The organism is Motilimonas cestriensis, assembly GCF_021295315.1.
In the GTDB taxonomy this organism is placed as follows: domain Bacteria; phylum Pseudomonadota; class Gammaproteobacteria; order Enterobacterales; family CBDFNC01; genus Motilimonas; species Motilimonas cestriensis.
Genome location: NZ_JAIMJA010000012.1, coordinates 13,036 through 38,782 on the forward strand (window position 1 = coordinate 13,036; position 25,747 = coordinate 38,782).

The 25,747-nt window shown below is 43.8% G+C and carries 23 protein-coding genes and 2 tRNA genes; 9 read left to right on the forward strand and 16 right to left on the reverse strand.

What is annotated here, in order from left to right:
* Positions 1-167 precede the first annotated feature (167 nt).
* Positions 168-1,553, forward strand: a complete 1,386-nt coding sequence (locus K6Y31_RS12500) for an esterase-like activity of phytase family protein (RefSeq protein WP_233053152.1) — start codon at positions 168-170, stop codon at positions 1,551-1,553.
* A gap of 207 nt (positions 1,554-1,760) precedes the next feature.
* Here K6Y31_RS12500 and K6Y31_RS12505 read toward each other — a convergent pair whose 3' ends face one another.
* Positions 1,761-2,606: a hypothetical protein gene (locus K6Y31_RS12505; protein WP_233053153.1), complete on the reverse strand. Its 846-nt coding sequence runs from the start codon at positions 2,604-2,606 to the stop codon at positions 1,761-1,763.
* Between the two features lie 433 nt (positions 2,607-3,039).
* Here K6Y31_RS12505 and K6Y31_RS12510 point away from each other — a divergent pair, with 433 nt between their 5' ends.
* The 3 genes from K6Y31_RS12510 to K6Y31_RS12520 all read left to right on the forward strand — a co-directional run bounded on the left by K6Y31_RS12510 (position 3,040) and on the right by K6Y31_RS12520 (position 5,828).
* A complete protein-coding gene (locus K6Y31_RS12510) occupies positions 3,040-4,395 on the forward strand; it encodes a DEAD/DEAH box helicase (RefSeq protein WP_233053154.1) in 1,356 nt (451 codons plus the stop codon).
* Between the two features lie 12 nt (positions 4,396-4,407).
* A complete protein-coding gene (locus K6Y31_RS12515) occupies positions 4,408-4,911 on the forward strand; it encodes a peptidylprolyl isomerase (RefSeq protein ID WP_232803792.1) in 504 nt (167 codons plus the stop codon).
* A gap of 251 nt (positions 4,912-5,162) precedes the next feature.
* Positions 5,163-5,828 carry a cupin domain-containing protein gene (locus K6Y31_RS12520; protein ID WP_233053155.1) on the forward strand — a complete coding sequence of 222 codons (666 nt, stop codon included), beginning with the start codon at positions 5,163-5,165 and terminating at the stop codon, positions 5,826-5,828.
* Between the two features lie 59 nt (positions 5,829-5,887).
* Here K6Y31_RS12520 and K6Y31_RS12525 read toward each other — a convergent pair whose 3' ends face one another.
* Complete coding sequence (locus K6Y31_RS12525; protein WP_233053156.1) at positions 5,888-6,082, reverse strand: YwbE family protein; 195 nt, start codon at positions 6,080-6,082, stop codon at positions 5,888-5,890.
* Between the two features lie 229 nt (positions 6,083-6,311).
* Here K6Y31_RS12525 and K6Y31_RS12530 point away from each other — a divergent pair, with 229 nt between their 5' ends.
* The 3 genes from K6Y31_RS12530 (at position 6,312) to K6Y31_RS12540 (ending at position 7,734) form a co-directional block, all read left to right on the forward strand.
* Positions 6,312-6,587: a PepSY domain-containing protein gene (locus K6Y31_RS12530; RefSeq protein WP_233053157.1), complete on the forward strand. Its 276-nt coding sequence runs from the start codon at positions 6,312-6,314 to the stop codon at positions 6,585-6,587.
* Positions 6,587-7,105 carry a cytochrome b/b6 domain-containing protein gene (locus K6Y31_RS12535; protein ID WP_233053158.1) on the forward strand — a complete coding sequence of 173 codons (519 nt, stop codon included), beginning with the start codon at positions 6,587-6,589 and terminating at the stop codon, positions 7,103-7,105. The genes K6Y31_RS12530 and K6Y31_RS12535 overlap by 1 nt, the downstream gene beginning before the upstream one ends.
* Before the next feature lie 215 nt (positions 7,106-7,320).
* The gene (locus K6Y31_RS12540; protein ID WP_232803776.1) at positions 7,321-7,734 is read left to right on the forward strand and encodes a BLUF domain-containing protein; all 414 of its coding nucleotides are present in this window, start codon (positions 7,321-7,323) and stop codon (positions 7,732-7,734) included.
* Between the two features lie 21 nt (positions 7,735-7,755).
* On the opposite strand, the gene K6Y31_RS12545 is transcribed toward K6Y31_RS12540, so the two are convergent.
* From K6Y31_RS12545 to K6Y31_RS12560, 4 genes are all read right to left on the reverse strand, one after another.
* Entirely contained in the window at positions 7,756-8,367 is a 612-nt protein-coding gene (locus K6Y31_RS12545) for a fumarylacetoacetate hydrolase family protein (RefSeq protein WP_233053159.1), read from the reverse strand.
* 219 nt (positions 8,368-8,586) lie between these two features.
* Complete coding sequence (gene katG, locus K6Y31_RS12550; RefSeq protein ID WP_233053160.1) at positions 8,587-10,767, reverse strand: catalase/peroxidase HPI; 2,181 nt, start codon at positions 10,765-10,767, stop codon at positions 8,587-8,589.
* Positions 10,768-10,960: 193 nt separating this feature from the next.
* Entirely contained in the window at positions 10,961-11,530 is a 570-nt protein-coding gene (locus K6Y31_RS12555; RefSeq protein WP_233053161.1) for an RBBP9/YdeN family alpha/beta hydrolase, read from the reverse strand.
* 117 nt (positions 11,531-11,647) lie between these two features.
* Positions 11,648-13,171: a bifunctional GNAT family N-acetyltransferase/carbon-nitrogen hydrolase family protein gene (locus tag K6Y31_RS12560; RefSeq protein WP_233053162.1), complete on the reverse strand. Its 1,524-nt coding sequence runs from the start codon at positions 13,169-13,171 to the stop codon at positions 11,648-11,650.
* 205 nt (positions 13,172-13,376) lie between these two features.
* On the opposite strand from K6Y31_RS12560, the gene K6Y31_RS12565 reads away from it, so the two are divergent.
* A complete protein-coding gene (locus K6Y31_RS12565; RefSeq protein WP_233053163.1) occupies positions 13,377-14,243 on the forward strand; it encodes a mechanosensitive ion channel family protein in 867 nt (288 codons plus the stop codon).
* Between the two features lie 59 nt (positions 14,244-14,302).
* On the opposite strand, the gene K6Y31_RS12570 is transcribed toward K6Y31_RS12565, so the two are convergent.
* The 4 genes from K6Y31_RS12570 to potA are packed head-to-tail and all read right to left on the reverse strand — an operon-like array spanning position 14,303 to position 18,101.
* Positions 14,303-15,334, reverse strand: coding sequence for an extracellular solute-binding protein (locus K6Y31_RS12570; RefSeq protein ID WP_233053164.1), 1,032 nt, complete (start codon positions 15,332-15,334; stop codon positions 14,303-14,305).
* Between the two features lie 50 nt (positions 15,335-15,384).
* Positions 15,385-16,155 carry a spermidine/putrescine ABC transporter permease PotC gene (potC, locus tag K6Y31_RS12575; RefSeq protein ID WP_233053165.1) on the reverse strand — a complete coding sequence of 257 codons (771 nt, stop codon included), beginning with the start codon at positions 16,153-16,155 and terminating at the stop codon, positions 15,385-15,387.
* Complete coding sequence (gene potB, locus K6Y31_RS12580) at positions 16,139-17,011, reverse strand: spermidine/putrescine ABC transporter permease PotB (RefSeq protein WP_233053166.1); 873 nt, start codon at positions 17,009-17,011, stop codon at positions 16,139-16,141. The genes potC and potB overlap by 17 nt, the downstream gene beginning before the upstream one ends.
* The gene (potA, locus tag K6Y31_RS12585; protein ID WP_233053167.1) at positions 16,995-18,101 is read right to left on the reverse strand and encodes a spermidine/putrescine ABC transporter ATP-binding protein PotA; all 1,107 of its coding nucleotides are present in this window, start codon (positions 18,099-18,101) and stop codon (positions 16,995-16,997) included. Before potA ends, potB begins: the two co-directional genes overlap by 17 nt.
* Before the next feature lie 669 nt (positions 18,102-18,770).
* Here potA and K6Y31_RS12590 point away from each other — a divergent pair.
* Positions 18,771-19,241 (forward strand): hypothetical protein, encoded by a 471-nt coding sequence (locus K6Y31_RS12590; RefSeq protein WP_233053168.1) that lies wholly within the window; start codon positions 18,771-18,773, stop codon positions 19,239-19,241.
* 83 nt (positions 19,242-19,324) lie between these two features.
* Here K6Y31_RS12590 and adk read toward each other — a convergent pair whose 3' ends face one another.
* The 6 genes from adk to K6Y31_RS12620 form a co-directional block, all read right to left on the reverse strand.
* The gene (adk, locus tag K6Y31_RS12595) at positions 19,325-19,969 is read right to left on the reverse strand and encodes an adenylate kinase (RefSeq protein WP_233053169.1); all 645 of its coding nucleotides are present in this window, start codon (positions 19,967-19,969) and stop codon (positions 19,325-19,327) included.
* 117 nt (positions 19,970-20,086) lie between these two features.
* Entirely contained in the window at positions 20,087-22,153 is a 2,067-nt protein-coding gene (locus tag K6Y31_RS12600) for a sensor domain-containing diguanylate cyclase (protein ID WP_233053170.1), read from the reverse strand.
* Positions 22,154-22,416: 263 nt separating this feature from the next.
* Positions 22,417-24,327, reverse strand: coding sequence for a molecular chaperone HtpG (gene htpG, locus K6Y31_RS12605; protein WP_233053181.1), 1,911 nt, complete (start codon positions 24,325-24,327; stop codon positions 22,417-22,419).
* Positions 24,328-24,432: 105 nt separating this feature from the next.
* Entirely contained in the window at positions 24,433-25,035 is a 603-nt protein-coding gene (recR, locus tag K6Y31_RS12610; protein WP_233053192.1) for a recombination mediator RecR, read from the reverse strand.
* A gap of 214 nt (positions 25,036-25,249) precedes the next feature.
* A tRNA-Gly gene (locus K6Y31_RS12615) sits at positions 25,250-25,325 on the reverse strand.
* Between the two features lie 273 nt (positions 25,326-25,598).
* A tRNA-Leu gene (locus K6Y31_RS12620) sits at positions 25,599-25,685 on the reverse strand.
* Positions 25,686-25,747 lie beyond the last annotated feature (62 nt).

Here is a 25,747-nt window from a genome sequence, read left to right on the forward strand (position 1 = left end):
TCCATTTCTGCGCCATGTTATCGCATCTTGGTGGCAAACGGTCTCCCCACATAAACTGGCATAAAACCATCATACAACTGAAACAAAATTAACATCTTGCCGCTATACCCTTTGCCGCTCTCAGACTTCCATTTTGAATCAATTTATAACAAATAAAGGCAATAAAAATGATCGTAAAAAAAGGGCTCCCTACCTTAGCCATGGCGCTATTGTTTAATACTGGTTTAACCTGCGCCGAAGCGCTCAACGTCAGTCATGTTGATTCACAAAATGGCGCGCCGTTGCCCTATCAAGTATTAAGAAATGATATTACTAATCATGCTAAACCCGAACATATGCTGGAGATACGCAACGGCGGTTTTGGCTCAGATATGACCGCCCATCCAACCAACAAAAATCAGTTCTACGCATTAACCGATCGCGGCCCCAATGCATCTTATGAGCTAGGTAAACAGGGGAAAGGGAAAATATTTCCCACCCCAGACTACACCCCTCGTATTGGCTTATTTGAAGTCAATGCCACTGGCAAAGTGACACTGGTTCGCACCATTTTATTAAAGCAACCCGATGGCACACCTATCACGGGGCTACCAAATCGCTCTGGCTTGGGCGGCACCGGCGAAACGCCCTACGACACAAAGGGCCAGCCTATTACGGTAAATGCTGACAAACCTTTTGATGCGAAAACCAACCCACTCAAGTTGGATGACTTTGGTCTCGACGGCGAAGGACTCGTTGCCTTAAAAGACGGCACTTTTTGGGTTAGCGATGAATACGGCCCACATATGGTACATTTTGACAGTGATGGCGTTGAGCTTAGCCGTATCAACCCCTTTGCCAAGGACAAACGCACGACTCTCAACCTGCCTGCCGAGTTTGCTAATCGCCGCCCTAACCGCGGTATGGAAGGCTTAGCCATTACGCCCGATGAGTCCACCTTGGTCGGTATTATGCAATCAACCATGCATAACCCAGACAAAAAAGTAAAAGACTTGAATTTAGTTCGGTTGGTCACGGTCAACTTGAAAACAGGCGAGATTGGCCAGTATCTTTACCAACAAGAGAAGGCGCAAAATGCCAACTCAGGTATTGTTGCGCTCTCGGCTAACGAATTTTTAGTGATTGAGCGAGACGGCGCTTTTTTACGTGACGACCCTAACGCCATGAAGCATATCTATCGCATCAACCTTGCTAAAGCCACTAACCTAGAAGCCATTAAAAGCGGCGATACATTAGTGCAAGATGAAAAACTGGGGTTAACCATAGCAGGAAAAACCCTTGAGCAAGTGGTCATGGCACAAGGTTGGGATGCGCTAGCATCACACCAGATAACACCGGTCAGTAAGTCTCTAGTGGCAGATTTAGTAAAAAAAGTGAAATATCCTCACGATAAATTAGAGGGCATGTGGCTAATCAACCCCACCACCCTTGGCGTGCTCAACGACGATGATTTTGCGACTTGGTCAAGTAACGGCAAGCTAGAGCAAAAATACCTTGATAAAGATAACAAAGTGATTGATGCCAGCACCCTTTACATCATTGATTTAAAATAAATTAGATCATTTTAAAACCAGCCTCGCTACTTTGGCTGCATGCCCAGTTAGCGAGGTTTACAGCCACATTAAAGCGACAACAGCAATAAATAACCCGAATCTTGGATAAGCGAAATAGGTTGCTGTCCTGCAAACGAAATTTTGTCGTAAAGTATACTTTGTCTGGCTGCGCTGGGCTTAAACAGAGCTGAACTTAAAGAATCACATTTATTGAAACGATATAGCCAATTCGTCATTCACTATGGCGACTTTCATGCTACAAATCGTCTGGTAAAAGTAGTCAAAGCTGTCTGAGATGTGAATGTGCTCCATTTCGTTCACATCTAAGGGGATAAATGGCTGTAAAAATTGGCTATGGCCTTGTATCTCGTGCCCCTTGGCATGTAATACCTCACGTATCGCCCAAAGCGCAAACGGAGTGATGGGCAAGGTGTTTGAAGCAATATAGTCGTACTTGTCATTAATTCTATCTAAATACCAAAGATCTAGCTGCTCACCTAAATTATCGGGTTGCCAACTAAACGCGTTTAGAAAATCTTCCGTGGTTATTACATCCCTCTGTAAATCAATCAACTTGGCTATCAATTGCAAATCTTTTTTAAACTGTCCTTCGACATAATACTCATCAATGTACTGCAGTAAGTCTTGCAATTGCTCAAAGTCTTTTTCGATGTCATAGGCTTTGCCATTAGCCATGAGCATTAAACTGCGATAAATAGGCAACACAGATAGCATTGCATCGTTATAGCCTTCTTTTTCATAGGGAGTAAGGAGGTCGATTCGATTAAATACTTCCTGATTTAACGCTAAAATTTTGACCGAACGCTCAATCCGCCCTGATGCAACAGCCTCAAGGCCTTCAAAATACATTAAATCTAACCAAAAAAATAAGCAATCATCTAAGCAATCGCTCTTTATCAATTGGTTCGCATCACAACGGTGTCCATCAAGCCTTGCTATCCCTTTCTCTTCATAATTTGGATCAACCGAGGTGACTAAATGGCGTTTGAGCCCTTTATAAAGCGTATCAAATTTTTTCACTGGTCTAGCCATGTTTACATTCTCTTTCCTGCCAAGCGCCCTAAGTCTCTAACTCACTGATTTTTGCTCTGAGATACTGCAATGCCATGTAAAACGATGAGCCAAAATATTACCTCGCTCTCGCCCCTCAATAAAGTAACTTCACAGCCAAAGTGATGCTAATAGTCTGTAGTACAATTGCTTTTTTCAGGAAAAATTGCGTCAAGACTAAGCTAGAAATAAGCTATTGCATTGGCAACCCTTCACGAAGAAGTCCGTAATTTTAACGAACGGGCAAGGTTACTAAATACCCACTTAACTAACGCAAGCACCATCTCTCTATCCGATTTGCATAAACTGTGGCATGGCTCACTTTTCTGATATACTGCCGCCCTGCTCTGTTGCACCCTGTTCATCAAAATATCGGCTGCGCAGTTTGCCCCTTATTATTTATCTGAGACACCCCATGCCATTTTCAACACTTGGATTAAGCGATCCAATCTTAAAAGCCATTAGCGAGCTTGAATACAGCGCGCCTACGCCGGTCCAAAAACAGGCGATTCCTGAAATTTTGCGTGGCAATGATCTACTTGCCGCCGCGCAAACCGGTACCGGTAAAACCGCCAGTTTTGTATTGCCATTGCTGCAACGGTTTCAAGATTTACCAAAAATTCGCCCTAAGCGTATTCGCGCGCTGATCTTAACGCCCACCCGTGAGCTAGCGGTGCAAGTGGCCGATAACATTGCTAAATACAGTAAGTATTTGCCGCTGACCTCCATGGCCATGTATGGCGGCGTTGATATTGCGCCGCAAAAGCAGCGTTTAATTGAAGGGATAGATATTCTGGTCGCCACGCCGGGGCGTTTATTGGATATGCACAGCCAGCGCGCGCTGCATTTTGATGAATTGTCGGTATTGGTGCTCGATGAAGCCGACCGCATGCTCGACATGGGCTTTATCGAAGACATTAATAAAATTATTGAACGCTTGCCTACCGAGCGCCAAAATTTATTGTTCTCGGCCACCTTGTCAAAACAAGTGCGCTTTTTGGCAAAAACGGCGATTGAAGATCCCGTTGAGATTGAAATTGTTAAAGACAATGCCAGTGCGCCGCAAATTGAGCAGTGGCTAACCACGGTTGATAAAGACAAAAAGTCGGCCTTGATTAGTCATTTGATCACCGAGCAAAACTGGCAACAAGCGCTGATTTTTATTCAAACCAAAAAAGGCGCGGCTAAGTTAGTCAGCCAACTAGAAAAACGCGGCATTGCTGCTGAGGCCATTCACAGCGGCCGCAGCCAAGCGATACGTGAACAACTATTGGTTGACTTTAAATCAGGTAAAATTCGCTTTTTAGTTGCCACCGGCATTGCCTCGCGCGGTATCGACATTGACGATCTTGAGCGCGTAGTGAACTACGACTTGCCTGATGAAGCCGATGATTACATTCACCGCATTGGTCGAACTGGCCGTGCTGGCGCCTGTGGTGAGGCGATTTCGTTTGTTTCTAAGGATGACTTTAGAAACCTGTGCGCCATTGAAAGTCGTTTGGGCCAGTTAATTGTGCGCAAAGAAATTGAAGGCTTTGCGCCAATCAAAGAAGTGCCGATATCTATTTTGAACTTTAAGCCAAAATTTAATCCGGATGCTAAGCCTAAGCAGCGTAAAGATAATACTGGCCAAGACAAAAAACGCAGCGCATCCGCAGGCACAGTGAAACCACGCCACGACAAAAGTGGCAGACCAGCAAGTGACAAACCCGCGCAACCAGCGAAAAGCGGCGAGCGTGAAAACCCATGGACCAGCGGCAAGTACCGTTAATAAGGCGATATGATGATTACTTTTACCACCAACGTGGGCGACATTGAGATTGAACTGGATTTTGAAAATGCGCCGCTCAGTGCAAAAAACTTTTTACGTTACTGTGAAGAAGGTTTTTACGATTACACCATTTTTCATCGCACCATCAAGGGCTTTATGATCCAAGGCGGTGGCATGACGGCAAAAATGAAAGAAAAACCAGCCCATGCCCCTATTCGCAATGAAGCCGACAATGGGTTAAAAAACACCTTAGGCACCTTGGCTATGGCGCGCACCGACGAGCCACATTCTGCCACCAGCGAGTTTTTTATTAACGTGGCCGATAACGACTTTTTAGACCACACTGGCCGCACTGCTGATGGCTGGGGTTACGCCGTGTTTGGCAAGGTAACAGCAGGAATGGAAGTGGTGAAAAAAATCGCCCGCGCTAAAACCACCACCGTGGCGGGTTATGATGACGTGCCCGTGGCAACCATTACCATCGAAAAAGTGGTCATCAACCTCAGTTCTGTTTAAGCCTATCGCAGCAAGATAAAGTATGTTTTACGGCAAAATTTCGTTTTCAGGGATGAAAACGCCAAGTGTATAGGGAAATATTTACAGCGTTTTTGCAGGAAAGCATACTATTGCGCTTATCCAAGATCCGGGTTAATCAATACAGCGCAGTAAATACTATAAAGCAGTCGGGAACATAAACCGCCTGCGATCAAGCAACGTAAGGTAGAATATCCATTTCATTACCGACGAAGTTTGAAGCAATAATAACTATGGCGCACATTAATTTAGATTTTACGCAAAAAGTGGTTATTGATACCGCGCAGCAGCCTTGGGTCGACAGCCCACTAGCCGGCGTTACCCGCAAAATATTATCCCGCGAAGGCGCTGAAAGTGGCCACGCCACCAGCATAGTAAGATACGCCGCTAACTCCTATTTCAAGCCTCATCATCATCCCATGGGCGAAGAAATTTTTGTACTTGAAGGCGTATTCTCCGATGAAAACGGCGACTATCCCGCCGGCACCTATCTGCGTAACCCGCCCGGCAGCTCACATCAGCCTTTTAGTAAAGAGGGTTGCGTAATTTTTGTAAAACTAAACCAATTTTTAGCCGATGATTTAAGCGGCGTGCGGGTGAATACCAATGAAACACCTTGGTTAGCTGGGCAAGGTGGCTTGCAAGTAATGCCATTACATCAACACGATGTGGAGCACACTGCGTTAGTAAAATGGCCTGCGGGTGAGCAGTTTGTGCCTCATCGTCACTTTGGCGGCGAAGAGATATTGGTGCTTAGCGGCGAGTTTTGTGATGAATACGCGCGATACCCAAGCGGCACGTGGCTGCGTAGTCCACATATGAGTGAACATCACCCCTATGTTGAGCAAGAAACCGTTATTTTGGTGAAGGTTGGGCATTTGGGCACCCATCCCGCTTAACAGGCGATTGATGGTGGCGTGGCATCAGCTGCGCCCGAAGATACACTATGCCCTCAACATTAATCGTGGATAGCTTTAACTCGCCCAACATCGCCACTCTCTAACCTGACCTTTATGCCATGGGGATGATTTGACGAGTTAGTCAAAATATCTTTCACGACCCCATCGGTCAGCTTGCCGCTGCGCTGATCTTGTTTTAATACTATTGACACCGAGAGACCTTTTTTAATATCAGACCGATTAGTTCCATTCATTTCTTTTTATTCCCATTGTGTATTTTGAAGCGGCAGTGTGCCTGAAGCCCACTACCTGGGTCAACAATGCTGCAAGTCAGTGACAATGCCCCCTTGAGACTATTTGGCGTTTTTAAAAGATAGGAGAATTTCCCTTTCGGCTTAAGAAATCGTTAAGAAAACAGGGGAATACTAATCTGGCTCAAACCGCTAATGTTTATTTATTAGTTACTTTTATTAGGAGTTACCCATGTTAACGAGATTTAAAAACATCCCCTTTATTGCCCTTGCGTTCGTCGCCAGCGCCAGTTATGCCGATCCACAATGTAGTCAAGCGCCTGAATCGGAATGGATCCCATTTGAAACCGCCAAACAACAGTTAGTTGACGAAGGTTATACGATCAAAAAATTCAAAAAAACCGACACTGGCTGCTATGAGCTTTACGGTAAAGACACCCAAGGTGAGCGAGTTGAAATTTATTACGACCCGACCAACATGCAAGTAATTAAAGAGGAGCGCGGCTAATGGAAAACAGCCCTTCACAGCCTATTTGGGATATAGTCGTCAGGCTCACTCACTGGGGGGTAGCGGGGCTATTTTTTGCGAACTTTTTCTTCACCGAAGAAGGCAGCGATATCCATGAATGGGTTGGTTATAGTTTAGTTGCATTGGTGGTAGTGCGTTTGTGCTGGGGACTGATTACAGACTCTCATGCACGTTTATCGCGCTTTTTTCCTTCTTTTAGCACTGCCATTGAGCACTTAAAAGAGGTTAAACAAACCAAGCAAGATACCCATCGAGGACATAATCCAGCTGGCGCGCTAATGGTTTGGTTTATTTGGCTCAATCTACTGCTGATAGGGTTATCTGGCTGGGCGATGGGAACGGACGCCCTTTGGGGTGAAGACTGGGTGAAGGAAATTCATGAATTTCTTGTCAACCTGACCATGTTAGCTGTTTGCGGCCATGTTTTTGCCGTAGTTGCCATGACAAAAATAACCAAAAATAATTACCTTAAAGGGATAATTAAAGGTCATCGCTAACTCATTATCCGCCGCCTGCAGGTAGCAATCTGCTCAGGCGGTGAATCATATTCTCCTATCATCACGCAACTAACTTAGGTCGCCTCATTTATCACTTATTGGTCAATGAAATTATTTTTTCCTGCTATGCTCTTTATTATCTTTATAGTATTACGTTTTGTGCATTTAGCTGTCGCGCAACAATTGCAATCCATTAACATAGTTAGGAATTAATTATGAATTTGTATCGTATCGTGTACGCCAGCACCCTCTCTGAATCGTTTAGCAGTCAAGATATTGAACATATTTTAGCGTCTTCTCGGCGCAACAATAAAAAGCAGGATGTGTCGGGTATGCTTTTATTTAGCCATCGTTATTTTCTGCAATGTTTAGAAGGATCGAGAGATAACATTAATCAAACATATCAGCGTATTTTAAGCGACGAACGCCATTGTCGAGTAACTATTGTCAGCTATGAAAATGTTACACAGCGTGAGTTTTGCGCTTGGTCAATGGGCTATGTGCCTGAATCTCATTTAACAAGAGAGCTGCTGTTTAAGTTCTCGGCTTCAGCAACCTTTGACCCTTATACTCTATCTAACGTCAGCGCATTAGCGTTATTAAAAAGTTTACATGGAACCGTTATTTAGAATAAAGCTTGGCAGTATCGATTAAGTAACCTGCCAAGAATGTTCAACAAGCAAGGTTTTTTGCTGAAAAATTTTACCCACAAACTGGTCGCCTACATTAAGTTTACCTACCCCTTTTGGTGTGCCTGTCATCAATAAATCGCTATCATTAAGGGTCATAAAACTGCTTACTTCTGCGACTATGTCTGCAGGCTTGTGGATCATTAAATCATAAGTGGCTAACTGAATCAGTTGCTCGTTAATATATAGCTCCATACGTAGCTCACTCACATCACCTTTAAACGGGACAAACTGGCTGAATACCGCTGATTTATCAAACGCTTTGGCTCGCTCCCAAGGAAGCCCTTTAGCCTTTAAAGAGGATTGTAGCGCCCTTTTCGTCAGGTCTAAACCAACACCCACTGCAAGTAATTGTCCAGACTGTATAGCAAACGTTATTTCTGCTTCATAATGCACCTCATCATCGGCACTGGTACATAACTCCCTAGCAATAGCGGAGTTAGGTTTAACAAAGATCACGGGGTTATCTGGCGTTTCATTGCCCAACTCTTGGATATGTGCGACATAATTACGGCCAATACAAACGACTTTCGACGGATAAACTGTTTCGCCATCTACTAATACTCCATTCATGAACAACTCCTGTGCTGATGTAACTTATACCCAATCAACCTGGAGATGCTTGGGTATAATCGATAAGCTCGCAAGATATCACCTTAAATCGATAGCAACAATGTCAAGCTTTAAGAGAATTGAGCACTAAAAACTCAACCTGTCTCAAGCAGTCTGTAGGAAAAAAGCCCTGCAATCAGTAATGAAAGCAGGGCTATTGAATACTAACATTTAAAACGATTAGGCTAAGTCAAACCGATCGAGATCCATTACTTTAGTCCAGGCTGCGACAAAGTCTTCAACAAAGCGAAGATGTGAATCACTGCAGGCATAGACTTCGGCAATCGCGCGTAGTTGAGAGTTTGAGCCAAACACCAGATCAACTCGGCTACCTTGCCACACTACTTGACCACTATTACGATCATATCCCGTAAAGGTGTTTTCAGCCGCATCCACAGGTTTCCACTCAATGTTCATATCCAGTAAGTTTAAGAAAAAGTCATTACTTAACACGTCTTTTTGATGGGTGAACACGCCAAGAGGTGACTGCTCAGTATTAATGTTAAGTACACGTAGCCCCCCTACTAGCACTGTCATTTCAGGTGCGGTTAAGGTAAGTAATTGCGCTTTGTCCAGTAATAGCTTTTCAGCGGGTACGGAATAGACTTGTTTTAAATAGTTTCTAAAACCATCCGCTATCGGCTCAAGTACCGCAAACGACTCAACATCCGTCTGCTGCAGTGAGGCATCAGTGCGTCCCGGGGTAAAAGGAACGGTAATATCTACCCCCGCATTTTTAGCTGCTTGTTCAATGGCAACCGCGCCGCCGAGCACGATTAAATCGGCTAATGACACTTGCTTAGCGCTGGTTTGCTTTTGATTAAACTCGATTTGTATTGCTGTTAACGCAGAAAGCACCTTAGCTAATTGCTGTGGTTGGTTAACGGGCCAATCTTTTTGCGGCGCAAGACGAATGCGGCCACCGTTGGCACCGCCGCGCATGTCAGAGCCGCGAAAAGTTGATGCCGAGGCCCACGCCGTGCTCACTAGCTCTGAAATGGTTAACTCAGATTCAAGAATTTTGTTACGCAGCTGGACAATATCTTGATCATTCACCAACGCATAAGTTTGCTCAGGGATCGGGTCTTGCCAAAGCATAGTTTCATCTGGCACTAAGGGGCCTAGGGCGCGAGATTTTGGCCCCATATCACGATGGGTCAGTTTATACCATGCGCGCGCAAATGCATCGGCAAGTTGCTCAGGGTGCTGGTGAAAACGTTTTGATATTTCAAGATAAATAGGGTCTTCACGCAATGCTATGTCTGATGTCGCCATCATCGGGGCATGGCGTCGTTTAGGGTCGTGGGCATCGGGTACGGTATCTGCGCCTGCGCCGTCTTTTGGCGCCCATTGCACCGCACCTGCTGGGCTTTTTACTTTTTCCCATTCGTAACCGAACAATGTATCAAAATAGCCGTTGTCCCAAACCGTTGGCGTGGATGTCCAAGCCCCTTCAAGGCCACTAGTGATCGTATCAACGCCTTTACCTGTGCCTTGACTATTTTTCCAACCCAGACCTTGCTCGGCTAATCCAGCTGCTTCCGGCTCCGGCCCTACTTGAGCAGCATCGCCCGCGCCATGGGTTTTACCAAAGGTATGGCCACCGGCAATTAAGGCAACGGTTTCTTCATCGTTCATGGCCATCCGGGCAAACGTTTCACGAATGTCGCGCGCCGAACCGAGGGGATCAGGCTCACCATTAGGGCCCTCTGGATTAACGTAGATTAGGCCCATCTGCACGGCCGCTAATGGGTTTTCTAACTCACGATCCCCTTGGTAACGTTTGTCATCTAACCAAGTGCCTTCGGTGCCCCAATAAATGTCTTGCTCTGGCTCCCAAACATCTACTCGGCCACCAGCAAAACCAAAGGTTTTAAACCCCATGGATTCTAAGGCGCAGTTACCGGCCAAAATCATCAGGTCAGCCCATGAAATTTTATTGCCGTATTTTTGCTTAATGGGCCATAGTAAGCGTCGCGCTTTATCTAAATTACCATTGTCTGGCCAGCTGTTTAACGGTGCAAAGCGTTGTGAGCCCGAGCCAGCCCCGCCACGACCATCTGCCGTACGATAAGTGCCTGCACTGTGCCAAGCCATACGAATAAAAAACGGACCGTAATGGCCATAATCAGCAGGCCACCATGCTTGAGAATCTGTCATTAATGCATAGAGGTCTGCTCGAACTGCTTCGATATCTAAACTGTTAAATGCTTTAGCATAGTCAAAATCGGGCGCCATAGGATTGGCAGAGGAAGAATGCTGATGAAGAATGTTGAGATTGAGTTGGTTTGGCCACCAGTCTTTATTTTGCGTACCGCCGCCTGCGGCATGATTAAATGGACATTTACCTTGTTCTGTCATTTACCGTCTCCCTATCATGATAAGTTGATTGTTCAGTAATCTGTCTAGGTGTCAGTCGCATTTTTACTTTGCGATAACAACACACTACATGCAAAAGATGCAGTCTTCAACTTCGTTAAGATTAAGTAAATGCTACGCCTAGAAACATAGGATAGTTCATTAATGCCCCCTAAGCGTTAATGAGGTCCATCTGTTATCGCGGGAGTAACACATCAAATCCGGCCAGTTCATTTATCAGGGCTTCGCCCGCTGGCCATTCACCAAAACCCGCTTCTGTATGAAAATGACCGGCGCCTTTGAATAAAACGCCATGGCTACCCCATTGCTCAATCATCCATATACTTCGCTCAAGCGCAGTATGATCGTCATTATCGCTGTAGGCTAAAATGGTCGGAAACGGTAAGGATTGTTTAGGTAAAGGTCGCTGTACTTGTATCGGCTTAATGGCGGTGTCTGCGTCGATATCCGCCGGCGCGACGAGTAAAGCGCCAATCACTTGAGCACTTGTGTTAGTGCTCGCATATTGCACAGCCCACTGTGTTATGGCAACCGCGCCACAGCTGTGCCCCACTAGAATGACTTTACCCTCTATCTGAGTGACGGTGTTATTGACTCCCGTGATCCATTGCTCTCGGACGGGATTTTCCCAATTGTCTTGCTGAACCCGCACCACATTGCGGTATTTGTTTTCGATGATGGTTTGCCAGTGTTGCGGCCCTGCATTGGTATAGCCCGGGACATTTACGATAGTGATTGTTGTCATTGGTATGCTACTCAGATGGTTACCTTGAGTCGCTATTGCACCATGCCATGACTCATTAAGTAAACAAGCCAGCCGAAAAAGGCTGGCTTGAAAGTAATATTACTTAAGTAAATCAGCTTATTTATTGTTTAAAGTAAGCGTGTATAGATCGTGACGACGGTCTTTCATGGTGGTAACACTACCATGACTGTGAAGAGCTTTGAGTAAATCAAGATTAACATCCACTATCACACTCATTTCTGAATTTGGCGTAGCTTCCGCTTTGATCCCGGTGTTTGGAAATGCAAAATCTGATGGCGTAAACAAAGCAGATTGCGCATATTGAATATCCATATTATTCACCTTAGCCAGATTACCCACGGCCCCAGCGATAGCCACATAGCATTCATTTTCAATGGCCCTTGCCATCGCGCAATGTCGCACCCGGGTATAGCCATTTTGCGTATCAGTCAAAAAGGGGACAAAGAGTATATTCATACCCTGATCTGCTAGCAATCTTGAATATTCTGGGAATTCAACATCATAACAAATCATGATGCCAATTTTGCCGCAATCGGTATCAAACACTCGGATATTTTGTCCACCTGTCATGATCCAGTTTCGGTCTTCTGACGGCGTGATGTGTATTTTGTCGTAGCGCTCCCAGGTACCATCTCGACGACACAAAAAGCCCGAGTTGTACAGCTCATCGCCATTTAAAAATGGCATGCTCCCAGTGATAATATTAATGTTGTATTTAATCGCAAACTCAACAAATTTGTCGCGGATAGCTTCTGTAAAACCGGCCAACTTGCGAATGGTTTCGGGAATACTTAGGTGATGAAATTGCGCCATTAACGGCGCATTAAACAACTCAGGAAATAAGATAAAATCACTTTCATAATCAGAGACGGCATCAACAAAAAACTCTAATTGCTCAAATAAATCCTCCAAGCCTGACATTTGTCGCATTTGCCATTGCACTAAGCCTAGGCGCACCTCAGATTTAGGCGCGTTAATTAGCTTAACCGAGCGAGTGTAATAAATATTTGGCCATTCAATTAACGTGGCATATTCATGTGATTCGATATCACCCGCGAGATAATTTTGTAATAGTTTACGTACGTGGAAGTCATTGGCCAATTGAAAGCTTAATACGGGATCGTGGATCTCTTTATTCTTAACTTTTTCAATGTACTCTTTCGCCGTCATCTTCTCCGCTACTTTGCTGTATCCTGGCATTCGACCACCCGCAATAATGGCGCGCAAGTTGAGGTTTTCACATAACTCTTTACGGGCGCCATACAATCGCCGTGCTAAACGCATGCCCCGATATTCTGGGTGAATGAATACTTCGATGCCATATAACACATCGCCATCGGGATCATGATGGCTAAATGTCATTTTGGAGGTGATTTCATCATAAGTATGATCATCACCAAATTTGCTGTAGTTAATGATCAGTGAAAAAGCACAGCCAACCACTTTGCCATCGACACAAATGCAAATTTGACCTTTAGGGAAACGAGTAAGCAATGCATCCAGGGCTTTTTCATCCCATGCGTTAAGCTCTTCAACGGGATATACATCCGCACAAGCATTTCTCAGTTCTTCCATGTCGGCTTTGCTTAGATGACGCACTTCTATATGATTCGAACCCATGTTGTTCCTTGACTTAAATAAGATAAATGGTCTGGTATAACCATATACTATTAAATCAAACAATAAAGTGAGTTGTTGGTGATTATTTGCTCTTTCACTGATTTGGCAATAAAAGCAGCTAAAGCATCAATTGCATAAATAATGCCCCATAATCACAACAATAAATTACGACCTTAGCCGATGATATAATCGAGAGAGAATCAATATGGACTTAGAAGTTATCAAAAGCGCACTGTCTTTTGTGCTGTTCAATTATAGCGGTAGCCCTATCACCGTCGCTCAGTTAATGCTTGTACCTTGCTTACTCGTGTTGACTTGGTACTTAGTTAGCCGCTTAGGACGATTGATCCGCAAAACACTTAAAGCGCGCAATGTTAGCCCTGATGCTGTGCATTTGTTCTCTCGAATTTATCTCGTTATCACCATCAGTATTTTGGTAATTACCAGTCTCGAAGTGCTCAATATTCCCCTCACTGCGTTTGCTTTTGTCTCCGGTGCAATTGCTATTGGCGTCGGTTTTGGTGCACAAAACATCATCAATAACTTTATCAGTGGCTGGATTTTAATGTGGGAGCGCCCCATTCGTATTGGTGATTTTCTCGAAGTGGGTGAAGCGCGCGGTGTGGTTGAGAGTATTAATACCCGTTCGACCCTGATCCGCCGGAATGACGGCGTACACATGTTAGTGCCAAACAGCCAACTACTAGAAAATACGGTGACAAACTGGACCCTGATTGATAACAATGCGCGCTCCACGGTGCGTGTAGGCGTCGCCTATGGCGAAGATGTGGTGTTAGTCGCTAAACTGATACAACAAGTATTGAACGAAAAAAAAGAAATTCTCAAGCAACCGAGCTCGTCGGTTATTTTTGAAGACTTTGGTGATAATGCTTTAATTTTTGACGCCGTGTTTTGGATTTGTGCCCATTCAGAAACCGATTTAAGGATGATTCGCAGTAATATCCGCTTTCGGATTTATGAGCTGTTCAATGAACATAATATTGTCATTGCCTTCCCGCAGCGTGATGTCCATTTAGATGGCCAGCTGACACTAAGACAAGAAAAAGATTAGTTTTCGCCCACACAAAAAAACCGGCCGTATTTGGCCGGTTTGCATTGGTAACTAATTAGTTAGGATTGCTTTTGTTTCAGCATTTGCCAGTATTTCTCATAAATCGCGTTAGCATCGCCAAGGTCGTTATGGAAGCTGCCTTTTTCAAGCACTTCAGCCGGTGGCACCACCATCGGATTATTACGTAGCTCTTCACTTAACAGCGGCACCGTTGCTTTGTTTGGTGTTGAGTAACCAATTTCTTCAATAATGATTTTGCCTATTTCTGGGCGCAATACAAAGTCGATAAACTTATGGGCACCTTCGACATTGGCTGCGCCTTTTGGAATAACAAAGCTATCAACCCACAGCGTTGCGCCTTCTTCTGGGTAGATATATGCAACGGTATCCATTTCAACTTGTGCCATATAAGCTTCACCGTTCCACATTACGCCCATCGGTACATTACCTTGGATCAGTGGACCTTTTGGCGAATCAGACAGGAACAGTTTTACGTTTGGCAATAACTCAACCAATAGCTCATAAGCTTGACGAATTTCATCTTCGTTACGCGTATTGTTCTCAAAGCCTTTTACTTTTAATGCCATTAAGAAAATGTCACGCACATCGTCTAGTAGTAAAATTTGGCCTTTGTATTCAGGCTTCCATAAATCAGCCCACTTGGTAATAGTTTTTGGGTCAATTTCGTCGGTATTCACCGTGATCGCCGTGCTACCCCAAAGATATGGCACGCTGTACTCGTTATTAGGATCGTATGATTGATTAAGTAAGTTTGGCTCTAGGTTGCCAAAATTGGTTAATTTCGATTTATCAATCGGCTGGATCAGATCGGCACGCTTCATACGCTCGATGAAAAACGTGGTCGGGATCGTAAGGTCGTAACCTTTGCCTTTTAATAACTGTAACTTAGCAAACATCGACTCATTACTATCAAATGTCGCCACTTCCACTTCAATGCCCGTTTCTTTAGTAAATTGCTTTAAAACGGTATCGGGAATGTAATCAGCCCAGTTGTATAACACTACTTTTTCAGCTGCTACTGCAGAAAAACTCATCAGCGTTGCCGCTGCAAGTGTTAACCATTTATTCATTTGTTTGTTCCTTTATACGCAAATGATTGCAAAAGTATATTTAAGCATCACTATTTACGCTTGTAGCGCAGTAATAGCTGTGAAATAACGATTAAGACTACCGAGCCAACAAACAGCAAGGTAGAAATGGCATTGACCTCTGGCGACACACCAACACGCACCATGGAATACACTTTTAACGGTAATATTTCATAGCCCGGCCCGGTGACAAAGGCGCTAACAATCACATCATCAATTGATAAGGTGAAACTGAGTAACCACCCTGACGCCACTGCTGGCAAAATCATAGGCAGGATAATTTTGCTAAATACTTGCCACTCGTTCGCGCCTAAATCGCGCGCAGCTTCAGTGACCGACATATCAAGGCCCTTAAGTCTTGAGAACACACTAATGATCACAAACGGTAAGCAGAAAGTAATGTGCGCTATCAATAGGGAAATATAGCCAAGCTCTATCCCTAAGGTGACAAATAAGATCAGCAGCGCAATGGCCATCACGATATCAGGCGTTAACATACTGACAAACACTAAAGACGATACTGCGCCTTTGCCGTAAAAACGATACCGCTGCAATGCCACCGCTGCTAATGTACCAATTACGGTGGCCGCAGTGGCACTGGTGATACCAACAACCAATGAGTGCCAAGCGGCTTGCATCAAGGCATCGTTTTCAAATAACTTCTCATACCATTTAAAGGTAAAACCTTGCCATTTATTGCCATATCTAGAGCCGTTTACCGAGTTCACCATTAAGACAAAAATCGGGCTGTAAACGTAAAACAGTACGAGGCCAATAAAGCCGAATTTAAAAGTCTGAGTCATTGATGCCCCCTTGACGGTTAGACAACTTAGTCGCGCGGTAATAAAGCCACAACATAAATGACAGCAATATTATCATCAGTACACTCAGGGCTGCGCCAAACGGCCAATCTCGGGTTTGAATAAATTGATTTTTTATCACGTTACCCAGTAATGCGTGTTTCGAGCCACCCAATAAATCGGCGACAAAAAACATGCCCATGGCCGGTAAAATCACCATCAGACTGCCCGCAACAATGCCCGGCAAGGTGAGCGGCAAGGTGATGCGCCATAGCCGTTGCGCCGCATTGGCGCCTAAATCTTTGGCAGCATCCAATAATCGTAAGTCTAGTTTTTCCATCGCCGAATAAATCGGTAAGATCATAAACGGCAATAAGATGTAACTCAGACCAAAGATCACCGCAAACGGGGTGTACAGTAAGTCTAACGGCTTATCAATCAGCCCTATCCCTAACATGGCATCGTTAATCAAACCCTTCTTACCCAGCAGGTATTGAATGGCATAGATACGCACTAACGAGTTAGTCCAAAAGGGTACGATTAATAAGAATAAGATGATCGGGCGCCATTTACTTGGCAAGCTCATCAGGCACATCACAAACGGATAAGCAATGGCCAAACAAATGCACGCCGTGATCAGCGCCATCGACAATGAGTCCCACAGTAAGCTGATAAAGCTAGGATCAAATACGCTGCGCCAGCCATCAAGACTGAACTCAAAGCGAATTAAAAAATCTGGGTCGCGGGTTAAAAAGCTCGTCACCAAGACCATTAAGCTCGGCACCAGTACAAACAATGCCAACCAGCTAGTGGCAAGGCCTATCGCCCAAAACCGAAATTGATTAATTTGCATATTCATAAGGCAACACCACTTCCCAGCCTGTCGTCCATTGCAACGCTACTTTTTGTTCTAATCGATAGTCAAAATCGGGGTCATCTTCGTCAAAAAATTCACTGGCGATCACTTTTGTGCCTGACGCTAAACGAATGTAAGAATCTAAGGTTTTGCCTTTGTAGCTGCATTCGTAAATATGGCCTTCTACGTGAACCGAGTCTAAGACTAATTCAGACTTGGTTAACCTGATATCTTCAGGGCGCAGTAATACATGTACTTTATCGTCAGCGACAAAAGGATGATCGGTTTTCACCACCCAATCAGCCCCTTCAGCAACCACTTCAACATGTTGCTCGTCAATTCGGCGTACTACATGGCCATCAAATTGGTTAATTTCACCGATGAAACGGGCAACAAACAAATTGGCGGGATTTTCGTAGATTTCACGGGGTGTACCAATTTGCTGTACCTTGCCTTTGTTGAGTACCACAATACGATCCGACATCGACAAGGCTTCTTCTTGATCGTGAGTCACATAGACAAAGGTGATGTTCAACTGACGCTGTAATCGTTTTAGCTCAATTTGCATCTCTTGGCGCAGTTTGTAATCAAGTGCGCTGAGAGATTCATCAAGTAGTAACAAACGTGGACGGTTAACCACCGCTCGCGCAATGGCAACGCGCTGCTGTTGTCCGCCTGATAATTGATGCGGCTTGCGCTGAGCAAAGCTGTCAAGGCGCACCATGCGCAGTGCTTCATCAACACGGGTTTTGATGTCTGCTTTAGCGACCTTGTGCATTTTTAAGCCAAACGCGATGTTTTCGTATACCGTCATATGAGGGAATAAAGCATAGCTTTGAAACACGGTATTAACTGGGCGCAGCTCAGCTTTGAGTACCGCAAGGTTTTGCTGATCCAGCATCACACTGCCGCAATCTTCTTGTTCAAAGCCTGCAATAATGCGCAGTACCGTGGTTTTACCACAGCCAGAAGGGCCTAATAAGGTGAGGAACTCACCATCATAAATAGTGAGATCTAACGCGTCGAGCACCGTGTTGTCGGCAAACGTTTTACTGACCCCAGAGAGTTGCAAAAGAGGTTGATACTCAGTCACAGTCTATATTCCAAATGGGTAGCCATGTCGGTTGTCCACCTTAAGGTGAACCACCCTCATGGGCTGTCAAAATAACCTTGGCATGCACCCACACCAAGAATGATAATTTGTGTCATTTTTATTTACATTTCAAACGGGATAGCGTTGAAATGTCAGCCTAGCTTGCACTAATACTGGCTATTTTTTTACGTTATTTTGCCCTGAGATTTGGCCTCAGTGTGGCATCAAGCAACACGTAGGCACGCTGCTGATTTTTCGGCATTTTAACTTGAAAAACGCTAAACACAACAATTATATACAGCTTCAGCAGAAATAATTTAAATCTTTTAGATTCAATATGTTAAACCTGGTAGTCATCGAGCCTTGTGGCAAGTGTATAGCACCAAGGGGAACCAGCCACTCATCACAATGATAAATTAACCGCTTACTTATCACCCCAACAATATTAATAAGTTCAACAAACAACTTATTCATAAAGCTCAAAGACTAATTGAAATGACTACAAGTAATAGAAAATAGCATATTGCACCCCGTTAAATAGCAGCAAAGATCCAAGAAATTCAATTAAGTCACATTTTTGTGCTTTTTTTGCACAGTTTGCTTGACCAACAACCTGCCTCGATATACTGTATACACATACAGCGTGTATATTTAAACAAGAGGCAAACTATGCAGCTCATATCTCATTCATTATCTCAGCCTAATCTTGAGTCTATGACGTTAGATTTATCCACTTTGATGGACAAAATGGATGAGTCAACAGCGCTAGCCAAGCAGCCTGTTAATCAAAGCGAACGCTATAATTCATTACTCGATAAATTGATTCATTATGGTCAGCAGTCGGGTTGGTTAGTATTTATTGACCCTCCGGCAAAGTTAAATTTACCTTTGTTAACCAGCCTAGGTGTAAATAGTCAAAAAATATTATGTATTAAATCACATCAACAGCTGAGTAAAGCGCGATGCTTAGAATTAGCCTTACAATCAACTCACACCCGTTTAGTGGTTTGCAGCATTGACGGCTTACAAAGTGCTAGCTTATCAAAGCTGAAAGCGGCGGCTCAAATTGGCATGGGAGCGGCTATTTTTCTCGATGGGAATGATATTGCTCAAGCGCAGCATACAACTAGATTGCACTAGTTGCGCCACCCCCTCTTTGACACGTTATTTTAGGTATAAAAAAACCTCCCTGGTGGAGGTTTTTTATTATCTTTTATAGATAATTATCCAAGAATAGTAGCAAGCTCTTGGCTAACGGCATCAACACTTTGCGTACCGTCTAATTTATAGTACTTGCTTAGACCAGCTTCGGCATCTTTAGTGTAAAAGTCTACCAATGGCTTAGTTTGCTCGTGGTAGATAGCCAAACGCTTACGTACTGTCTCTTCTACGTCATCTGGACGAATAGCTAAGTCTTCACCGGTTACATCATCTTTACCTTCAACTTTCGGTGGATTGTAAACAAGGTGATAAACACGGCCTGAGCCAGGGTGAACACGGCGACCGCTCATGCGTTTAACAATCTCTTCGTCTGGCACATCAAATTCAAGAGTGTAATCAACATCAATGCCATTTTCTTTCATCGCGTTGGCTTGTGGGATCGTACGTGGGAAACCATCAAGCAAAAAACCCGCTTTACAGTCTTCTTGTGCAACACGCTCTTTAACTAAGCCAATGATTAAGTCATCTGACACTAGTTGGCCTGCATCCATTACTTCTTTTGCCTTCAAGCCTAATTCGGTACCGGCTTTAATCGCTGCGCGTAACATGTCACCAGTAGAGATTTGTGGCACGTTGTACTTTTCCATAATGAATTGAGCTTGTGTACCCTTGCCTGCCCCTGGCGCGCCTAAAAGAATAATGCGCATAAAAACTCCCCTAATAATATTGTGTGCTTTATAGTTTAAAAATTAAGAAGCAGCAATTTACACTGCTACCCTAAATTACTCAAGTCTATGACCACGTTAAGCCTGTTAAACCTTAGTCTAACGTTGTCGCACATGGCGGTAATGGGCTTGCTTCACGCTGTACATATTCTGATCTGCCACGTTGTATAACATTGAAAATGCAGTATTTTCAGTTGAAGCATAACCAATGCTACAACTAAACTGGTCAAACCCACCGAGCACATCAAAAGCGAAATCAACTCGAGGTTGTTCTTCTAATAAACGTTGATAAAGTAGTTGGTTTTGCTCTAATTGTTCATTCGTTAGGATAATGGCGTATTCGTCGCCACCTAACCGGTAGCACTTATCAGTGATACCATCGGCACAATAGCGTAGTAATTCGGCCACTTTAACCAGTAACTGGTCACCCACTTGATGACCTTTGTTGTCATTAACTTGTTTTAGGCCGTTGACATCGATGATAAATAAGCCGACTTCAGCATCTAACTGTGTCTCATAAGACTCTAAATCATCATCAAACGCTTTGCGGTTTGAGAGGCCTGTTAAGCTATCTGTATTAGCCAAATAATCGAGCTCTTGAGTTAACGCTCGTATTTCTAAAAAGCTACTGAGCTCTTTGCCAAACAATAATAGCCATTGCGAATACTCTATCGCTGGCATTTTATTGGCAGCTAACCAGCCGATCGGCTGTTGTCTACTGCCAAGTCGCAATACTGGCACCCCATTGTCCAGTGAACAAATACCCTGTTGCCACGCTTCATCACCAAACTGATTGACTTCTTCTTGCATTGCCACGAGATCAAAATTGGCGGATGTTGATTGCAACATCACCTCGCCATTACCACGCCCATCCGCTAAGTACAAAGCAAACTGCATTTTATCAATCGTTAACTGTAAGTTTTCTAATGTCAGGATTGCAACGTCCTCATTGCTCATGGCATTTTGCAATGCACGGCGATATAAAATCACCCGTTCGAGTACGGTATTACCTTCTTCCACTAAGCGTAACGTGTGCTCTAACTCTGCTGTGCGCTGCGAAACCTTATGCTCTAACTCTTTATTTAATTCTTCAACTCGGTTTAGATATTTTTCTCTTAAGGCATCGGCATTAATAAGCTCTGTATTTTTTTGTTTTAGGTGGATAACTTGATGCCCTATCGTGCGCTTCATTTCCGTGATGAGCTGATAAACTTGATTGAATTCAAGGATAATAAATCGATGCCGTTGTGGTGCATTGGAGTCAGACTGAAAATCACGGATGAGGGTGTAAAGTCGTCCAAGAGTCTTTGAGATCAAACGCGAAAATATGATAGTTATAAAAAGTGCAATACTAAGAGCGGCTATTTGTGCACTGAGTAAGGGAGCTAGCACTTCTTCAACCTCTTGAGCAAGACGTTCAGAGGGCTCGGCTAGTACCACTTTTATCTCAAAGGGGTTGAAATAGCCTTGTGGCTGCTCTGATACCACAAAATCATAAAAACTATACTCATCAGGGCTATTCCAATAATCGCCACCAATCCACTTGTCACCCAAGTAAAATGCCACGCTAAACTCAGGGATCACAAACCGTAGCACTTGGCTAAAACTGTCAATAGAAACCAACGCCAACAAATATCCGGTTTGTTTATCGTGAGAGTCATTTAAAGGGGTTATCAACGCTACGCCATACGGATTAGCAGCATTTGGAACGAGTTTGGAGTTGCTGTAGTGAATAAAGCCACTGTGATTCAAAGAACCATTTAAGCGCTTAAATTGGTCTAAGAAATTAGCACGTTGGACATCTGCAACGCTGGCCCCGATCCCGGTAATGATCTGACCTTGAGGATCCATATAGTACAGAGAATGGACCCCGCGATAGCTATTGGTAAATTGCCTAAATGTATTATTGATGACCCTCGGCTGAGTATCTTGTATATCACTTTGGCCTTTATCTTTTGCTAAGTAGCTAAGACTCGTACTCAACATCGATATGTGATTAATCAACTTTTCACCAGCTAAACGAGCATGTAAAGCTAAATTGTTTTGCGCCGCTTTTTCTACTGCGGCATAGGTCTGTTTGTATTGCATTACAGCGACAAAACTCGCAGGCGCAATAGCAACAGCTAAAATCAGTAAGACGGCAAATACAGGTAACCTTATTTGCATAAGCAATAGTTCCACTGCTGATTTTGAGTAACATACATCAAAGCCATCCTTGCTTTATGTTGTGTGGTTTGAGTTTAACACAGTTGGCTAACTTACTCGGCTTAGCTCACTGTTTATAGTTGAATGTGGACAGTTATTGAGTAATCCTTCCTATCTAAGTATAAAATATTCAGTGAAAATTGGCGTGACCCACTGCACTTATCTTTATTTAACAATAAAAAAGGGAGCATTTAGCTCCCTTTGATTAGCATTAACGGATGAATTTACTTCATCAGAAGCGCATTAATGCGACTAACAAACTCAGATGGATCATCTAAGCTGCCTTTTTCGGACAATACGGCTTGTTCAAGCAATAGATTTACCCACTCCTCAAACGACGCTTCATCTTGTATATCTGCCACATGCTTAACCATGGCATGATCTGGGTTTAACTCAAACACCGGTTTTTGTTCTGGTACGGTTTGGCCGACTGACTGCATCAGCTTAATCATTTGAGTGCTCATGTCATGAGCGCCAGCAACAATACAAGATGGCGTATCCGTTAAACGGTGAGTAAGGCGCACCTCTGCCACTTTGTCACCTAACGCAGTTTTAGCCCGCTCTAAGAAGCTAGCAAATTCAGTTTCTTGCTTCTCTTTTTGCTCTTTCGCTTCAGCATCTTCTAAATCGCCAAGATCTAAATCACCTTTGGTTACCGATACTAACTGCTTACCTGCAAACTCGTTTAAGTGGCTCAATAACCATTCGTCGATACGATCATACATTAAGAAGACTTCAATGCCTTTTTTGCGGAAAATCTCTAAATGAGCAGAGTTTTTCGCCGCATTAAAGCTATCAGCCGTAATGTAATAAATCTTCTCTTGACCTTCTTTCATGCGCTCAATATACGCATCGAAAGAAACATTCTGTACTGCTTCATCATTATAGGTTGAAGCAAAACGCAGTAACTTAGCCACCTTATCTTTATTAGCGAAGTCTTCAGCAGGGCCTTCTTTTAACACTTGACCAAATTCATTCCAGAACGGCTGGTATTTCTCTTCATCTTTAGCCAGTTTTTCCAGCATCGACAGCACGCGTTTGCTGCAAGCATTACGCAACTTAGTGGTCACTTTCGTATCTTGAAGAATTTCACGCGACACGTTTAGCGGAAGATCGTTTGAGTCAAGTACCCCTTTAACAAAACGCAGGTAAGTCGGCATAAACTGGTCGGCATCATCCATGATGAATACACGCTGCACATAGAGTTTTAAGCCATGTTGTTTCTCGCGGTTCCACATATCAAATGGTGCACGCGCAGGGATATACAATAAACTGGTGTATTCTTGCTCACCTTCAACGCGGTTATGAGACCACTTTAGTGGATCTTCAAAGTCGTGCGAAATATGTTTGTAAAACTCTTTGTATTCTTCGTCTGATATTTCACCTTTACTGCGAGTCCACAGTGCGGTTGCTTTGTTTACCGACTCCCAATAACCTGGCTTAGCTGGAATTTTTTCACCATCTGGCCCTTCAGACTCAGGCTCTTCCGCTTTCCACATTTCGACAGGAATACTGATATGGTCAGAATACTTACTGACAATTTGGCGTAATTGCCATTCGTTAAGTAAATCATCTTCACCTTCGCGTAGGTGTAAGATAATCTCAGTACCGCGATCTGCCTTAGTAATATCGGCTACGGTATAATCACCTTCGCCAGCAGACTGCCATTGCACACCTTGCTCATGACTCACACCAGCAGCACGTGTGTTAACGGTTACTTTATCTGCCACGATAAAAGCAGAGTAAAAACCAACACCAAATTGACCAATAAGCTGTGAGTCACGCGCTTGATCACCCGATAGCTGGTTAAAGAATTCTTTTGTACCTGATTTTGCAATCGTTCCTAAGTGCTCAATCACTTGATCACGAGTCATACCAATACCATTATCTGAAATGGTAATGGTTTTAGCGTCTTTGTCGAAACTTAAGCGAACTTTGAGGTCGCCATCATTTTCGTACAAGGTGTCATCTGATAACGCTTTGAAACGCAGTTTGTCTGAAGCATCTGCGGCATTAGACACTAACTCACGAAGGAAGATCTCTTTGTTACTATACAAAGAATGGATCATTAGCTGTAATAGTTGTTTTACTTCGGCTTGAAAGCCATGAGTTTCTGTATGTACGGCGTCTGTCATCTTACGTCTCTTATTTTACAGGGTTTAACACTAGGACTAAGGTGGGGTTACAGTGGAGGGGTTTCAAGGGAAAATTGATAAATTTTCCCTTTTTTGTTGGTTTTGCTACTTAATAGAGATGCGACCCGCAAAAGAATGGGACAAAGTTGTGCCATCAACAAGCTCTAGCTCGCCACCTACAGGCACGCCATGAGCAATTCGGCTAACATTGATTTGCTGCTCTCGAGCTAACTCCGCAATATAATAAGCCGTCGCCTCACCTTCCACGGTAGGATTGGTAGCCAAAATAAGCTCACTTATATTGCCTTTAGCTAAACGCGTTGCCAAGATATCGAGCCCTATATCATTGGGACCAATACCATCTAGAGGGGAGAGATGCCCCATTAAGACAAAATAGGTGCCTGAAAACTGCGCGGTTTGCTCAATAGCCAATAGATCAGCTGGACTTTCGACGACACATAATTGGCCGCTTTGTTGACGCTTTGGATTTAAACATAAGCGACAAATATCATCTTCGGTAAAGGTACGGCAACTTTGACAGTGCCCGATATTATCAATGGCCGAAGCAAGAACGTGGCTTAACTTACTCGCGCCACTGCGGTTTTTATCCAGTAAATAAAAAGCCATCCGCTGAGCTGATTTCGGGCCAACACCGGGTAAACATTGTAAGCTTTTGATTAATTCATCTAATAACGGGCTAAAACTCATATACAGCGTTGCTCCACTTTAAATATTCATTGTTAAGTTAAATGTGGTTAATAGCCACAGCCAGCTAGCCGTTACTGTGAGTAAAAGAGCACCACAAAGCTATGCTTGTTTAGATGTCTGGGCAGTAGCAATACGAATCCAACTCCAAGAATGGCTACTTTATAGTTTTTACAGATAAAAAAAAACCTGACTCAAGGTCAGGTTTTTATCGATTTGGAGCGGTACACGAGGCTCGAACTCGTGACCTCAACCTTGGCAAGGTTGCGCTCTACCAGCTGAGCTAGTACCGCATCACAATTAGCTCATAGTTTAAGAGATTCACAAACAAAGGTTGCGTCTCTCTATGATGCAGCAGAGCTAGTACCGCATCACATTTAGCTCATAATTTAGATAAGTCACAACAAAGGTTGCGTCTCTCTACAATGCAGCTGAGCTAGTACCGCACCACATTTAGCTCATAGTTTAAGAGATTCACAAACAAAGGTTGCGTCTCTCTGGATGCAGCTGAGCTAGCACCGCATCACATTTAACTCTATTGTTGCTGAGTTAGGCTTTAGAACTAATGGTGCCCGGGGCCGGACTTGAACCGGCACGCTCTTACAAGCGAGGGATTTTAAATCCCTTGTGTCTACCAATTTCACCACCCGGGCGACACTAAAACTTTAAATATGGAGGCGGAACCCGGAGTCGAACCGAGGTCGTCTGATTTGCA

Bases quoted from the DNA above. Each gene is read 5' to 3' on its own strand.
- K6Y31_RS12525 (WP_233053156.1), bottom strand. From the start codon at position 6,082: ATGAATGGAACTAATCGGTCTGATATTAAAAAAGGTCTCTCGGTGTCA.
- adk (WP_233053169.1), bottom strand. From the start codon at position 19,969: ATGCGCATTATTCTTTTAGGCGCGCCAGGGGCAGGCAAGGGTACACAA.
- recR (WP_233053192.1), bottom strand. From the start codon at position 25,035: ATGAGTTTTAGCCCGTTATTAGATGAATTAATCAAAAGCTTACAATGT.
- K6Y31_RS12540 (WP_232803776.1), top strand. From the start codon at position 7,321: ATGAATTTGTATCGTATCGTGTACGCCAGCACCCTCTCTGAATCGTTT.
- potB (WP_233053166.1), bottom strand. From the start codon at position 17,011: ATGAATATGCAAATTAATCAATTTCGGTTTTGGGCGATAGGCCTTGCC.
- htpG (WP_233053181.1), bottom strand. From the start codon at position 24,327: ATGACAGACGCCGTACATACAGAAACTCATGGCTTTCAAGCCGAAGTA.
- K6Y31_RS12510 (WP_233053154.1), top strand. From the start codon at position 3,040: ATGCCATTTTCAACACTTGGATTAAGCGATCCAATCTTAAAAGCCATT.
- K6Y31_RS12600 (WP_233053170.1), bottom strand. From the start codon at position 22,153: ATGCAAATAAGGTTACCTGTATTTGCCGTCTTACTGATTTTAGCTGTT.
- K6Y31_RS12570 (WP_233053164.1), bottom strand. From the start codon at position 15,334: ATGAATAAATGGTTAACACTTGCAGCGGCAACGCTGATGAGTTTTTCT.
- potC (WP_233053165.1), bottom strand. From the start codon at position 16,155: ATGACTCAGACTTTTAAATTCGGCTTTATTGGCCTCGTACTGTTTTAC.
- K6Y31_RS12520 (WP_233053155.1), top strand. From the start codon at position 5,163: ATGGCGCACATTAATTTAGATTTTACGCAAAAAGTGGTTATTGATACC.
- K6Y31_RS12590 (WP_233053168.1), top strand. From the start codon at position 18,771: ATGCAGCTCATATCTCATTCATTATCTCAGCCTAATCTTGAGTCTATG.
- K6Y31_RS12565 (WP_233053163.1), top strand. From the start codon at position 13,377: ATGGACTTAGAAGTTATCAAAAGCGCACTGTCTTTTGTGCTGTTCAAT.
- K6Y31_RS12535 (WP_233053158.1), top strand. From the start codon at position 6,587: ATGGAAAACAGCCCTTCACAGCCTATTTGGGATATAGTCGTCAGGCTC.
- K6Y31_RS12560 (WP_233053162.1), bottom strand. From the start codon at position 13,171: ATGGGTTCGAATCATATAGAAGTGCGTCATCTAAGCAAAGCCGACATG.
- K6Y31_RS12515 (WP_232803792.1), top strand. From the start codon at position 4,408: ATGATTACTTTTACCACCAACGTGGGCGACATTGAGATTGAACTGGAT.
- K6Y31_RS12530 (WP_233053157.1), top strand. From the start codon at position 6,312: ATGTTAACGAGATTTAAAAACATCCCCTTTATTGCCCTTGCGTTCGTC.
- katG (WP_233053160.1), bottom strand. From the start codon at position 10,767: ATGACAGAACAAGGTAAATGTCCATTTAATCATGCCGCAGGCGGCGGT.
- K6Y31_RS12505 (WP_233053153.1), bottom strand. From the start codon at position 2,606: ATGGCTAGACCAGTGAAAAAATTTGATACGCTTTATAAAGGGCTCAAA.
- K6Y31_RS12545 (WP_233053159.1), bottom strand. From the start codon at position 8,367: ATGAATGGAGTATTAGTAGATGGCGAAACAGTTTATCCGTCGAAAGTC.
- K6Y31_RS12555 (WP_233053161.1), bottom strand. From the start codon at position 11,530: ATGACAACAATCACTATCGTAAATGTCCCGGGCTATACCAATGCAGGG.
- K6Y31_RS12500 (WP_233053152.1), top strand. From the start codon at position 168: ATGATCGTAAAAAAAGGGCTCCCTACCTTAGCCATGGCGCTATTGTTT.